Genomic DNA, 13453 nt, shown 5'->3' on the forward strand with positions numbered 1-13453 from the left:
CTCAGGCGGCCGTCGGGCCCGAGCTGCCCGGGCTGGCGTGCCAGAGCCGCCTCGGCGGGTTCGCGGTGGCGGGCGGGGCGAGGTCGGAGTAGGGCGACAGGCGGAAGCCGTTGGCGTACTCGATCGGGCGCCCACCGACGCCGCCCGCCGCCTCCTCGGGAGCACGGTCGATGACGGCGCGCACCGCCTCGATGCCCCGCGAGCGCCACAGCGCGTCGAGGTCGGCCAGGTTCCAGCAGTCGAGCGCCCGCATCGTCACCGCCCGCGCGCCCGTGCGCCTGACCACGCCTCTGGCCAGCATCAGCCACGAGCCGAACACGATCGACGCGCACCGGCCCTGCACCGACTCGAAGAACGTCAGGTCGATCGGCCCGGTCGAGTCGTCGAGCGTGGTGAAGATGATCCGCTGGCCCGAGCGGATGGCCGGCGTCTGGGTGGCCACCTTGACCCCCGCGACCAGGATCTCCGCGCCGTTGCGCTGGCGGAGCAGGTCTTTGGAACGTACCACTCCGAGCGCGTCGAGCAGCTCCTCGTGGAAGCTGATGACGTGGCGGCTGACGTCGATGCCGAGGATCTCCAGCTCGGCCTCGACCATCTCCGTCTCGGTCATCTCGGGCAGCTCCCCCGGCGGCAGCCTCTCGCTGAACCCGAGCGGAAGCTGCACCGCCGGCGGAGCCGCGTCCTTGGCCGACGCACCCTGGGACATCGGGGACATGTGGGAGCTGCGGGAGCTGTGGGAGCTGTAGCGCCGGGACTTGCGCGGGCCCGCCTGCACCCCGATGGCCGACGCGCGGTCGAGCGCGCCCACCTGGGCGATCAGGTCGCGGCGGGTCAGCTCGCCCGGCCGCCAGCGCGGGCCGCCGGGGCGCAGGCCGTGGAGCGCGTCGAGGCCGCCGACCTGGACGATCCGCTCGATCGTGGGCCGCGAGGGCCGCGCGCGGTCCCAGAAGTCGGCCAGCGACGTGTACGGCTGCCCCGCCACCATCCGCTCGACCTCGGCCTCGCTCACGCCCTTGATGGCCGAGAACGGCACGCGCAGCGCGTACCCCTTGCCGATGTCGCCGATCCTGAACTCCCTGCGCACCCGCGAGCCGCCGCCCTCCAGCTCGGACGGCCGCACCCGCACCTGGACGCGCGGCCCGAGCCGCTCGACCTGCCAGTGCCTGCCCGACTTGTTGATGTCGAGCGGCAGGATCCGCACCCCGCACTGCCTGGCCTCGTCGATGATGACGCGCGGCGGGTACATGCCGGGCTCGTGCGTGAGCACCCCGGCGAAGAACGCCGCCGTGTGGTGCCGTTTGAGCCAGGCCGACTGGTAGGTGGGCAGCGCGAACGCCGCCGCGTGCGCCTTGCAGAACCCGAACGAGCCGAACGCGTCGAGCACCTGCCAGGCGCGCTCCACGGCCGCGTCGTCGAACCCGTTGGCCCTGGCCAGCGGCACGAACGCGCGGCGCACCCGCTCGCGGCCCTCCGGCGTGTCGAGCGTGCGGCGCAGCTTCTCGGCGTAGGACAGGTCGCGCCCGGTCATCACCGAGATGATCTTCAGCACCTGCTCGTGGAACACCACCACGCCGTGGGTCTCCTTCAGCGCCTCGCGCAGGCTCTCGTGCGGGTAGTACGGCTTCCGCCAGCCGCCCCTGGCCTCCAGGTAGGGGGTGACCATGTCGGAGTTGACCGGGCCGGGGCGGAACAGCGAGATGTCCACGATCAGGTCGTGCATCTTGCGCGGCTCCAGCTTGGCGACCAGCTCGCGCTGGCCCGGCGACTCGATCTGGAAGCAGCCGAGGGTGCGGGCGGCGCAGATCATGTCGTAGGTGTCCTGGTCGTCGTGGGGGACGTACTGGACGTCGGGGCGTTCGGGGCCGTGCTGGGTGTCCAGCTCGACCGTGATGCCGTCCACCCGCTTGATCTCGCTCAGCGCGTACGCCAGGGCCGACTGCATCCGCACGCCCAGCACGTCGAGCTTGAGCAGCCCGGCCTCCTCCACGTCGTCCTTGTCGAACTGCGACATCGGGAACTCCAGCAGGCTGCGCTCCACCGGCGTGCGGTCGCGCAGGCCGGCGTTGCCGATGAGCACGCCGCACGGGTGCAGCGCGATGTGCCTGGGCAGCCCGTCGAGCCTCTCCGCCAGCCGGAACACCCGGTCGAGCCCCGCGTCGCCGAGCCGGCTCTCGCGCAGCTCGGGCAGGTCGCGCAGGGAGGCGGTGATCTGCTTGGCCCTGATGTGCGGGAACGCCTTGGCGATGGCGTCGATCTCGTGTGGCGGCAGGCCCATCGCTCCCCCGACGTCGCGGATGGCGCTGCGGGCGCGGTAGGTCTCCATCATGGACACGCAGGCCACCCTGGACTCGCCGTAACGCTCGAAGATGGCCTGGTAGCACTCCAGACGGCGGGCCGACTCGACGTCCACATCGATGTCGGGCAGCCCGATGCGGCCCTCCGACAGGAAGCGCTCCATGAGCAGGCCGTGGTCGAGCGGGTTCACCTCGCCGATGCCGATGAGGTAGTTGACCAGGCTGCCCGCGCCCGAACCGCGGATCGCGCAGCGGATGCCCATGTCGCGGATCATGTCGGTGATGCCGGCCACCGCGATGAAGTAGCCCGACAGGCGCTTGCGCTCGATGATGGCGAGCTCGTCGTCCAGCCGCCGCCTGGCCTCGGCCGAGCGGTCGAGGCCGCGCCTGTGCAGGCCGTCCTCGACCCGGTTGCGCAGCAGCGGCACCGGGTCGCGGCCGATCTCCGGCAGGTGCAGGGCGGGCGGGTCGTTGCGCAGCGCCAGCACGTCGAGCGGGTCCATCGCGCACGCCTCGGCCAGCAGCCTCGTGGTGCGCAGCAGGCGGACCATCCGCTCCTGGTCGCCCGCGCACACCTTGGCCGCCACCTGAAGCATCTCCTTGGTGCCCTTGAGGTAGGCGTGTGAGGTCGTGCGGTCGAGGTGGCGCGGGTGCAGCGGGACGAGCTGGCGGGCCGCGTCGAGCACGTCGCCCACCTGGTGGTCGGCGGGGTCGAGGTAGCGCACGGCGTTGGTCAGCACGGCCGGCACGTCCATCGACTCGGCCAGGCCGAGCATGCGCACGGCCGTGGTGGCGTCGCGGAAGCCGTACTGGTCGACCAGCTCGATCACCACGCCGGGCACGGCGGCGCGCCACTGCCCGAGCAGCGCGCGCGCGTGCGCGTCGCGCCGCTCCGCCACCGCGCGGCCCACGTCGGAGCGGGGGCCGAGCAGCACCACGAGGCCGTCCTCCGCGCCGAACCCCGGCGTCTCCCTGCCGCCCGCCCACTCGGCGATCAGCTCGCGGGTCACCTTCGGCGCGCCGCGCTCGCCCGCGAAGTGTGCGGCCGTGACCAGGCGGCACAGCCGCGCCCAGCCCTTGCCGCGGGCCAGCACCGTGACGCGGTCTTCGGCGTCGGGACCGGTGCGCGGGCGGGGCGTGCGGATGCCGGGCGCCCTGACGGCCACTGTGGCGAGCGCTGTGGCGGGCCCTGTGGCGGGCGCTGTGGCGGGCGCTGTGGCGGGCGCTGTGGCGGGCGCTGTGGCGAGCCCTGTGGCGGGCGCTGTGGCGGGCGCGTCGAGCGCCAGGTTCACGCCGATGACCGGCGCGATCCCGGCGTCGGCGCACGCCTGCACGTGCTTCATCGCGCCGTAGAGACCGTCGCGGTCGGTCAGCGCCAGGATGTCCATGCCGTACTCGGCCGCCCGGCTCACCAGCGCTCGCGGAAACGCCGTGCCGTAGCGCATCGAGTAGGCGGAGCACACGTGGAGGTGTGGGAACGGGGGCGCCATCAGTCCCACGCCCTCAGCAGCAGCCAGCCGTTGCCGGCGGTGTCGTAACGCAGCTCGTAGGAGCCCACCTCGCGGCCCGGGCTCGCCTCCACCCGCCAGAACTGACGCTCGCCGGGATCGGCCTCGCTGGTCTTCCACCACTCGCGTGCGACCACCCAGTGGTCGAGCACGCGGCGGACGAGGTAGAGCCGGTCACGCCAGACGAACTGAGTCGGCTCCCCGTCTCGGGTCCACACCTCTATCGGATCGCCATAGAGTCTGCTCAAGACGCTTCTCCCCGCGGCTCTGGTGCCTGTGCTGAGCCACCCGGGGGAAGACGGGCGCTTATGACTCGAACATATGTTCTCCCGGCTCGAAACGCAAGTCGCCCGCATGCCTTGCGAGCCGGTTCGCGCCGATCGGGTTTCTGCTGCTGAAGACCGCGCTGCCAGGGCGGTGACGATCGCGGGACCGGACCGCGGGCCGCCGTCGCCGCGCTCGGCATGCGGCCGCATCGGGCGCTGAGTCCCGTCATGCGCCGAGGCGTGCGGGGCCTCCGACGGCGTACGCCGCGTGTCGGGGCGCAGAACTGCGACGATGACGCCTGTATCGGTAAGCTTGCGCGGCGTGAGCGGTGAAACCTCCCACATCGGGCGCTACAGACTGCTAAGCGTGCTGGGGCGAGGTGGGATGGGCACGGTCCACCTCGCCGAAGATCCCACGGGCCAGAAGGTCGCCATCAAGGTGATCAACCCTGAGCTCAGCCAGCACGAGCAGTTCCGGGCGCGCTTTCGCCGGGAGGCGGACGCGGCGCAGCGCGTGCGCAGGTTCTGCACGGCCGCCGTACTCGACGCCGCGCTCGAGGGCAACCAGCTCTACGTGGTCACCGAGTACGTCCCGGGCCCCAACCTCGACGAGGCCGTACGCCAGTCGGGCCCGCTGCGCGGCTCCAGCCTCGACGCGCTGGCCGTCAGCGTGGCCACCGCGCTCACCGCGATCCACGCGGCGGGGGTCGTCCACCGCGACCTGAAGCCGTCCAACGTGCTGCTGTCGCCGGTCGGCCCGCGCGTGATCGACTTCGGCATCGCCAGGGCGCTCGACACGATCGGCGGCGTCACCGGCACCGGCGAGGTCATCGGCACGCCCCGCTACATGGCGCCCGAGGTGCTGCGCGGCGACCCGGTCTCGCCGGCCTGCGACGTGTTCTCGTGGGGCTGCCTGGTGGCGTTCGCGGCCAGCGGGCGGGCGCCGTTCGGCGGCGACACGCTGCCGGCCATGGTCTACCAGGTGCTCAACACCGAGCCGAACCTCGACGCCATCGACCCCGGCCTGCGCGAGCTGGTCGCGGCGGCGCTGAACAAGGACCCGGCCAAGCGGCCCACCGCGCAGCAGCTCCTCGACCAGCTCGTGGGCCGGTCGGCGGCGCCCGAGCAGGCGGCGCACACCGTACAGGTGGCCTGGCAGCAGTCCACCGCCCCGTACACGATCCCTCCCACGGGAGGCGGCGATCGCGCGCGGCGCGGCAGGCTGTACGCGGGGCTGGCCGCCGCCGCGGCGGTCGTGGTCGCGGCCGGGGTGGGCGCGTGGGCGCTGTTCGGCCCCAGCGGGCCGCCCGACAACCTGGGGCTGCTGTACCAGGAGGACTTCACGCAGACGACGGGCGGCTGGAGCGGCACCTACGACCCGGAGAGCCCGGGGAGCGTCGGCTACCGGCCCGACGGCACGTACGGCATCGACGCCGAGCCCGACTACGAGGAGCGGTGGGCCAAGGCGCCCGTCCCCTTCCTGTTCTACAAGCCGACGCAGTCACCCGACCCGTCGGCGAGCCCGACGCCGATGCTGCCCGAATCGGTCGTCATGTCGGTCACCGCCGACGTCAAGAGGTCCGTCGGCACCGGCGAGTACGGCCTCTACTGTCACAACTCCGAAGACGGCGAGAACTACTACGAGTTCATCCTCGACACCAAGGGCAACGCCCGCATCCGGCGCATCGTCGACGGCTCCGGCGGCGTGATCGCCCAGCCCGTGAAGGTGGACGCGCTGCCCGGCAAGGCGCGGATCACCGTGGCGTGCGAGCAGAGCGGCAAGACCGTGCGGCTGTCGATGTGGGTCAACGACGAGCTCGTCCAGGAGGTCGAGGACCCGAACGGGATCGGCAACGGCTCGCTCGGGTTGTTCGCGCGCACGCCTAAGGATGACCGGTCGGTGGTGCGTACCACCTGGGACGACTTCGAGCTGCGCGGCAACCTGGAGCGCTGACCCTCCCCTCGCTGCGGCGCGGGTGCACCTTCGCCGGACGCCCGCGTCCGCGAGCCCTGCCGCGAACGCCCGTATCAGCCAGCGCCCGGACGGACGACGGCTTTCACGAGCGTCCGACGGGCGGACAGCGGCTTTCATGGGCCGTCCGACGGGCGGACGGCGCGAGAGACCGCCCAACGAACGGACGGCGCATGAGACCGCCCGACATGGACGCGGGGCTCAGAGGACGCCGGCGCGGGCGGCGGCGAGTGCGGCGTCGGCTGCGCGGTTCGCGTCGTCCTCGGTGACCGGCTCGTGGGCGACGAACAGCCGGTAGTAGACGGGCGCGACCGCCACCCTGATCACCTCTCGGGGATCGACGACGTCGGGCAGCTCGCCACGCTCGATCGCCCGGCGCACGACGTCGGCCGACTGCTCGTTGCGCGAGACGAGGAAATCGTGCAGCGAACGGGCGGCCGCCTCGTTCTGCACGGCGGCGGCCACGAAGGCCGACGACACCGGCCCCAGCTCGGGATCGGCGAACCCGGACCGGACGAGCTGGACGATCCCCCGCAGGTCGCCTTCGATCGAGCCCGTGTCGGGGATGGGCCACGGCTCGTCGGCGGCGAGCTCGAGCGCGTCGGCGATGAGTCCTTCGACTCCGCCCCAGCGCCGGTAGACGGTCGTCTTGTGCACGCCTGAACGCTCCGCCACGCGCTCGACGGTCAGGCCGCTGTAGCCGTGTTCTGCCAGCTCGGCGAGTGTCGCCTGGCGCACGGCCATGCGTACGCGGGCGCTGCGCCCACCGGGGCGCTTCATGGGCTCTTTGTGCTCCAAAAACTACTCCAGTTGCGTTAACTCGGTTCGCATGCCATGCTAAAGCTACAACGGTTGCGATTGGAGTTCTATCCTGATCACCCTCCGCGGAGTTTCCAAGTCCTACGACGGGCGCGCCGTCCTCAGCGACGTGTCCGTGTCCGTACGAACCGGCGAGCGCGTCGGCATCGTCGGCGAAAACGGCTCGGGCAAGTCCACGCTGATGCGCCTGCTCGCCGGGGTCGAGCGGCCCGACGAGGGCGAGGTTCACCTGACCTCCGACCTCGGCTATGTCGCTCAGACGCTCGCCGAGACGCTGGGCCTGCCGCCCGGCAGCACGGTCCAGGAGGCCGTCGACGCCGCGCTGGCCGACCTGCGTGCCATGGAGCGCAGGATGCGCGAGCTGGAGTCGGCGCTGGCCGAGGAGGCGTCGCAGGAGGTCATGGACGAGTACGGCGAGCTGTGCACCGCGTACGAGCTGCGCGGCGGCTACGAGGCCGACGCCCGCGTCGACCGGGCCTTCCACGGGCTCGGCCTGGCCCACGTGGGCCGCGAGCGCACGCTCGGCAGCCTGTCGGGCGGCGAGCAGGCGCGGCTGGGCCTGGCCTGCGTGCTGGCGGCCGCGCCCCGCGCGCTGCTGCTCGACGAGCCCACCAACCACCTCGACGAGTCGGCCCTGACCTGGCTCGAAGACCGGCTGCGCGAGCATCGCGGCGCGGTGGCCGTGGTGTCCCACGACCGCGTCTTCCTCGACCGGGTGGCCACCGCGATCGTCGAGGTCGAGCAGGGTGCGGTGACCCGGTTCGGCGGGGGCTACACCGGTTACCTCGCGGCCAAGGCGGCGGCCAGGGCGCGGTGGGAGCAGGCGTACGCGGCCTGGTGTGCCGAGGTGCGCCAGGTCCGCGAACACGCGGCCACCACCGCCCATCGCGTCGCGGCCGGGCGCGCGATGCGCGACAACAACAAGATGGCGTACGACCGCAACGCCGGGCGGGTGCAGAGCTCGATCGCCAGCCGGGTCCGCAACGCCCACGAGCGGCTGCGCCGTCTGGAAGCCGACCCGGTCCCCCGCCCGCCGGACCCACTCCACTTCCGCGCGACGTTCGGCCCGGCGCCGACCCCGCCCCCGGACACCACCTCCGACACGCCGGCGATGTCGCGGACCACCACCGATGCCCAGACGGAGGCAGCACGCACCCAGCAACCCGGCACCGGCACCTCCGCGCAGCAGCCGGGCCCGCACGCCCTCGCCGGCAGCACTCCCACGAAGCCGACTGGCACGACCGCCCTTCGGCAGCAGGCCGGCATGGGCGCCCGCGCACAGACCGTACCGGCACCCCACCGCCCCGGCGCGAGCAACGTCACCCGCGACAGACGGGACGACCAAAACCACCAGGACAATCAGAACCAACGAAATGGCCAGGACGGTCAGGGCGACCAGAACACCGACCAGGTACTCGTACGACTGAGGAACGTCCGGGTCGGCGATCGGCTGCAGGTCGAGGAGCTGACCATCAAGGCAGGCGAGCGGATCCTGGTCAAGGGCGGCAACGGCGCGGGCAAGTCCACGTTGCTGGGCGTCCTGGCCGACCAGGCGCGCTGCCGGGTCGGTTACCTGCCGCAGGAGGTGAGCTTCGACCCGGCGCTGCCGGTGCTGGAGGCGTACGGAGAGGGTCATCCCGACGAGCGCAGGGCGGCGCTGCTGGCCACCGGCCTGTTCCGGCCGCACACCCTCGACCAGCGGGTGGGCGAGCTCTCGGTCGGCCAGCAGCGGCGGCTGGCGCTGGCCAAGCTGCTGGCCCGCGAGCACGACCTGCTGCTGCTCGACGAACCCACCAACCACCTGTCGCCGCTGCTCGCCGAGGAGCTCGAACGCGCCCTCGACGGCTACCATGGCACGCTCGTCATGGTCTCCCACGATCGCGCCCTCGTCCGCCGCTTCCGGGGCAGGGAGATCGAGCTCGCAGGAGGGCGCATCCTTTGACCACCACCATCGGGGGGACTCCCATGTTGACCATGATCGACTGCGGCTCGCCGTACGGCATCGCGACCGCCGCCGACGGCGCACTGTGGTTCACGCTCGTCCACGAAGGGCGCGTCGGGCGGCTGGTGCCGGGCGAGAAGCCTGAGATCCACCAGCTCGACCCGGCCGACGGGCAGCCCACGGTGATCGTGCGCGGCCACGACGACGCCATGTGGTTCAGCGAGTGGCAGGGCGGCCGGGTCACGCGCATCACCGCCGACGGGCGGCGTACGGTGCACACCGTCGACTCGCCGTACGGGCTGGCCGCCGGGCCGGACGGCGCGATGTGGCTCACCCACATGCAGACCGACAGCATCGGGCGCATCGCCGCCGACGGCACGATCACCTCCTACGAGGTGCCGGTCAAGGGCGGCATGCCGTCGTTCATCACGGCCGGTCCTGACGACGCGCTCTGGTTCACGCTCAACCAGGGCAACGCCATCGGCCGGATCTCGCTGTCGGGCGAGGTGACCGTGCACGCGCTGCCCACGGAGGGCGCGGCGCCGGTGGGGATCACGCGGGGGCCCGACGACGCGCTCTGGTTCGTCGAGATCGGCGCAGGCCAGATCGGCCGGATCGACGTCAACGGCAAGATCACCGAATACCCGCTCCCCGACCGCGCCGCCCGTCCCCACGCCATCATCCCCGGCCCCGACGGCGCCCTCTGGTTCACCGAGTGGGGCATCGGCCGCCTCGGCCGCATCACCGTGGACGGCCACATCACCGAACACCCCCTCCCTTCGGTGCCGGCTCCCACCGAACGCGGTGAGGAAGCGCAGGGGGTGAACGACGAGCGCGAGGACGCCTCGCGGGGAACGAGCGCTGGGCACGAAGACGCCTCGCGGGGAACGAACGCCGAGCACAAGGAGGCTGATCAGGGGCCGGCCACCGAACGCCGGGCAGAGCCCCACGGCCTGACCGCCGACCCGGACGGCGCGATCTGGGTGGCCCTGGAAGCCGGCGCCCTGGCCCGAGTGGACCGCACCTCGTAACGCCGCAGCCAGGCCGACCGTCCCACGCCGCAGGGCAGACCCCACGGCCTGACCGCCGGCCCGGGCAGCGCGACCTGGGCGGCCCTGGAAGCCGGCGCCTTGGTCTGAGGACTGCACCGTGTAGCGCCGAGGCCGGGCCGACTGTGCCTCGCGCCGCCTCGGCGGCCCGAGCGCAGCGCCGTCTCAGTAACGCGTCGGCGACCCGGGCCGGCACCTCCCCAGCGACGCGTCGGCACCGGGTTAGCGCTGCCCGGCAAGGTTCGGTAGGCGACGAGAAAGCCGCGCCGCTTAGCGTTGCCCGGCAAATCCCGGGTTAGCGCCGCCCGTGTGAGGTTGGGTTAGCGCTGCCCCGATATTCAGCGGCAGGGCGAACCCGGCGCCACGCCCCGGCGGCCTCGCCGTAGCCGCCGGCACCCGGCAAAGCCCCGCTCGCCGGAGTGTGGAACTCGACGGTGGCCCGCTCGCCGGAGTGCGCCTGACCCGCAGGAGCACCCGTGAGCTCGCAAGGCGAGAACGGCTGCACGCGGGCATCGTCGCGCAACCCGCAACGGCACGCGGGCATCGTCGCGCAACCCGCAACGGCACGCAGATCCCACCGGCACCCCCGAAGGGCACGTGGCCTTCGCCCCCGCACCCAGAACGGCACCACGGACCACATCCCCCGCCCGAAACAGCACCGCAGACCCATCCCCCGCCCGAAACGGCACCGCAGACCACATCCCGCGCCCAGACAGCACCACCAACCGCGTCCGCGCCCGGAACAGCACTACGGACCACATCCCGCGCCCAGAACAGCACCGCGGACCTCGCTCCGTGCCCTGGAAGCACCGCGGGCCTCTCCCGCGCCCCGGAACGGCGCTGCGGGCGGCCTCGCGCCGTCCACGCAACGGTGCGCGGTCCTCGCCCGCAGCTCGGAACGGCATGCAGTCCTCACTCCGTTGCCCGGAGCTGCGCGCGGGCAGCGCCCCTGCCAAGCTGGGCGGCCGACCGCGTACGGCGGGTGGCGGGGGTCGGCGGAGGCGGGGTTGACTAGGAGGTATGCATGCGATCATTGTCTCCGCCCACGGCGGTCCAGAGGTTCTCGAGTACGTCGAGCGTCCCGATCCGGTGCCCGGTGAGGGTGAGGTGGTGGTCGACGTGGCCGCCAGCGGCGTGAACTTCATCGACATCTACCACCGCTCCGGCGCCTACCCCCTCGACCTGCCTGCCACCATCGGTTCCGAAGGCGCAGGCACCGTGTCCGCCGTCGGCCCCGGCGTGCAGGACGTCAAGGTGGGTGACACGGTGGCCTGGGCGAGCGTGCTGGGCAGTTACACGGAGAAGGCCGTGGTGCCGGCCGACCGGGTGGTGCCGGTGCCGGACGACGTGCCGGCCGAGCTGGCCGCCGCGGCGATGTTGCAGGGCATGACCGCCCACTACCTGACGCACTCCACGTTCGAGGTGAAGGAGGGCGACCGGGTGCTGGTGCACGCCGGGGCGGGCGGCATGGGGCAGCTGCTGATCCAGCTTGCCAAGCTCAAGGGCGCCACGGTGTACACGACGGTCTCCACCAGCGAGAAGGAGAAGCTGGCCAGGGAGGCCGGGGCGGACGAGGTGCTGCGCTACGACGACTTCGCGCAGGCGCTGCGGGGCTCGATCGACGTGGTGTACGACGGCGTCGGCAAGGCCACGTTCGACGGCGGCCTGGAGGTGCTGCGCCCGCGCGGCCTGATGGCCCTGTACGGCGCCGCCAGCGGCCCCGTACCGCCGGTCGACCCGCAGGTGCTCAACAAGCAGGGCTCGCTCTTCCTGACCAGGCCGACGCTGGCGCACTACGTGGCGGAGCGGGCTGAGCTGCTGCAGCGCGCGTCCGACCTGTTCGGCTGGATCGAGAAGGGCCAGGTACGGATCAACGTCTCCCACCGCTACCCGCTGGCCGAGGCGCGGCAGGCGCATGAGGACCTGGCGGGGCGGCGCACCACGGGGAAGCTCCTCCTCATACCCTGACCTTCATGGACATCGCCACATCGATCTGGTCGTTCGCGGCCGTGGTCGCGCTGCTCACGGTCACGCCGGGTCTGGACACGGCGTTGGTCCTGCGTACGTCCCTGCTGGCCGGGCGGCGTCCGGCCGTGGGCGTGACGCTGGGCATCCAGCTCGGCACGTTGATGTGGGGTGTGCTCACCGCCGCGGGGCTGTCGGCGTTGCTGGCGGCCTCGCAGGTGGCCTACGACGTGCTGCGCTGGGCGGGAGCGGCGTACCTGGTGTGGATGGGGGTGCGCATGCTGCTGGCGCGGGACGCCTCCGGCCATGAGGGGGTGGACGGGCAGGAGGTCCGCTTCTGGAGGGGGTTCAGAAGAGGGCTGGTGACGAACCTGCTCAATCCGAAGGTGGGGGCGTTCTACGTGGCGATGCTCCCGCAGTTCATCCCTGACGGGGTGCCGCACGCGCTCATGGGGCTGGCGCTGGCCGGGGTGCACGTGGCCGAGGGGCTGGTGTGGAGCATGGCGGTGATCTGGTTCGCGTCGCTGATGAGCGGGTTCCTGCGGTCGGCTCGGGTGCGGCGGCTCCTCGATCGGGTGACCGGGGTGGTGATCGTCGGGTTCGGGGTACGGCTGGCGGTCAGCGACTGACTCCGGCTAAGACCTCGGCTCCTTGCCGAAGGCGTCCGGCCAGCCGAGGAGGCGGGCGCCCAGCACGGCCGTCTCCAGCGTGAAGCGCTGCGTGGGGTCGTCCGGGGAAGAAGCCGGTCAGGCGACGGATGCGTTCCAGCCGGTACGTCACCGCCTGATCTTCTGCCGGTTGCCCTTGGACAGCCTGCGCATGGGCACCGACAGGTCGGCGTCGAAGCGTTCCGCCAGGGCCTCGATGCGGGCGGCGGGCACGCCACCGCGAACCCGGCCGAGGAAGCGCAGGTAGTCGGCGGCCCGGTCGCGACCCTCCAGCACCAGCTCGCCGGGCAGGTAGCCCATCCTCGCGCGGACGGCGGGGTCGCAGGGGTGGCCGCCGAGCACGCGTACGGTGCCCCTGGTGGGCCATGATGACGTCGAGGAGGAGCCTGAGCGTCGTGGTCTTCCCCGCGCCGTTGGGACCGAGGTAGCCGAAGACCTCCCCCGGCCGGATGTCGAGCGTGAGGTCTTCAAGGCCGCGGCGGTCGCCGTAGTACTTGGTCAGACCTTCGGCCTGCACCGCTGCTGTCATGCCCGCATCGTCGCGCCGGCGGCGGTTCGGCGTCATGGGGCGAGTACGGCAGTTTGCGGGGCCTTTCGCTGCCGATTTCCGGCAAAGACATCAACCCAGGTTGGCGGGGTAGGGGGCGGACGTAACCGATAGAAACGGGGAAATGGTCATGAGCCGCATCGGAGAGTGGCTGAAGAAGGCAGAGGATTTCGCCAGGGGGCACTCCAAGCAGGCCGACCAGATCGTCGACCGCGCCGAGGAGTACGCCAAGGAGCGCACCGGCCACAAGTACGACGAGCACATCAGCAAGGGCGCCGACACCATCCAGCAGCGCTACGGCGGCGGACAGGAGCAGCAGCCCGGTGAGCAGGCGGAGCAGCAGCAGCCTCCGACGCAGGAAGAGCGGGAACGGCGCATGCCGCCTGAGGGCTGAGCAGCGAAAGGTTCCGGCGGCGGGCGTCC

At 72.2% G+C, this 13453-nt stretch carries 10 protein-coding genes and 1 pseudogene; 6 read left to right on the plus strand and 5 right to left on the minus strand.

Going from position 1 to position 13453, the window contains the following annotated elements; translation table 11 throughout:
- Position 1: 1 nt before the first annotated feature.
- Positions 2 to 3784 carry a DNA polymerase III subunit alpha gene (locus tag ACFMQL_RS05375; protein ID WP_378784762.1) on the minus strand — a complete coding sequence of 1261 codons (3783 nt, stop codon included), beginning with the start codon at positions 3782 to 3784 and terminating at the stop codon, positions 2 to 4.
- The gene (locus ACFMQL_RS05380) at positions 3784 to 4050 is read right to left on the minus strand and encodes a DUF6504 family protein (protein WP_364057912.1); all 267 of its coding nucleotides are present in this window, start codon (positions 4048 to 4050) and stop codon (positions 3784 to 3786) included. The genes ACFMQL_RS05375 and ACFMQL_RS05380 overlap by 1 nt, the downstream gene beginning before the upstream one ends.
- Before the next feature lie 310 nt (positions 4051 to 4360).
- Here ACFMQL_RS05380 and ACFMQL_RS05385 point away from each other — a divergent pair, with 310 nt between their 5' ends.
- A complete protein-coding gene (locus tag ACFMQL_RS05385; RefSeq protein ID WP_364057915.1) occupies positions 4361 to 6022 on the plus strand; it encodes a serine/threonine-protein kinase in 1662 nt (553 codons plus the stop codon).
- A 219-nt stretch (positions 6023 to 6241) separates the two neighbouring features.
- Here the strand turns inward: ACFMQL_RS05385 and ACFMQL_RS05390 are convergent, their stop codons facing one another.
- A complete protein-coding gene (locus ACFMQL_RS05390; protein WP_364057918.1) occupies positions 6242 to 6820 on the minus strand; it encodes a TetR/AcrR family transcriptional regulator in 579 nt (192 codons plus the stop codon).
- A 148-nt stretch (positions 6821 to 6968) separates the two neighbouring features.
- On the opposite strand from ACFMQL_RS05390, the gene ACFMQL_RS05395 reads away from it, so the two are divergent.
- From ACFMQL_RS05395 to ACFMQL_RS05410, 4 genes are all read left to right on the plus strand, one after another.
- A complete protein-coding gene (locus ACFMQL_RS05395) occupies positions 6969 to 8801 on the plus strand; it encodes an ABC-F family ATP-binding cassette domain-containing protein (protein ID WP_378784763.1) in 1833 nt (610 codons plus the stop codon).
- Positions 8802 to 8824: 23 nt separating this feature from the next.
- Entirely contained in the window at positions 8825 to 9832 is a 1008-nt protein-coding gene (locus ACFMQL_RS05400) for a virginiamycin B lyase (RefSeq protein WP_378784764.1), read from the plus strand.
- A 1038-nt stretch (positions 9833 to 10870) separates the two neighbouring features.
- On the plus strand, positions 10871 to 11818 hold the full coding sequence (locus ACFMQL_RS05405) for a quinone oxidoreductase (protein WP_364057927.1): 948 nt from the start codon (positions 10871 to 10873) through the stop codon (positions 11816 to 11818).
- 5 nt (positions 11819 to 11823) lie between these two features.
- The gene (locus tag ACFMQL_RS05410) at positions 11824 to 12444 is read left to right on the plus strand and encodes a LysE family translocator (protein ID WP_364057930.1); all 621 of its coding nucleotides are present in this window, start codon (positions 11824 to 11826) and stop codon (positions 12442 to 12444) included.
- A gap of 147 nt (positions 12445 to 12591) precedes the next feature.
- On the opposite strand, the gene ACFMQL_RS05415 is transcribed toward ACFMQL_RS05410, so the two are convergent.
- The gene (locus ACFMQL_RS05415; protein WP_378790277.1) at positions 12592 to 12825 is read right to left on the minus strand and encodes a hypothetical protein; all 234 of its coding nucleotides are present in this window, start codon (positions 12823 to 12825) and stop codon (positions 12592 to 12594) included.
- Positions 12826 to 12886: 61 nt separating this feature from the next.
- Positions 12887 to 13048: pseudogene (locus tag ACFMQL_RS05420) on the minus strand (hypothetical protein); the annotation flags it as partial.
- Between the two features lie 112 nt (positions 13049 to 13160).
- On the opposite strand from ACFMQL_RS05420, the gene ACFMQL_RS05425 reads away from it, so the two are divergent.
- Positions 13161 to 13424 carry an antitoxin gene (locus ACFMQL_RS05425; RefSeq protein ID WP_364057936.1) on the plus strand — a complete coding sequence of 88 codons (264 nt, stop codon included), beginning with the start codon at positions 13161 to 13163 and terminating at the stop codon, positions 13422 to 13424.
- Positions 13425 to 13453: the final 29 nt, after the last annotated feature.

Source organism: Nonomuraea fastidiosa, assembly GCF_042751225.1.
GTDB classification, from domain to species: domain Bacteria; phylum Actinomycetota; class Actinomycetes; order Streptosporangiales; family Streptosporangiaceae; genus Nonomuraea; species Nonomuraea fastidiosa.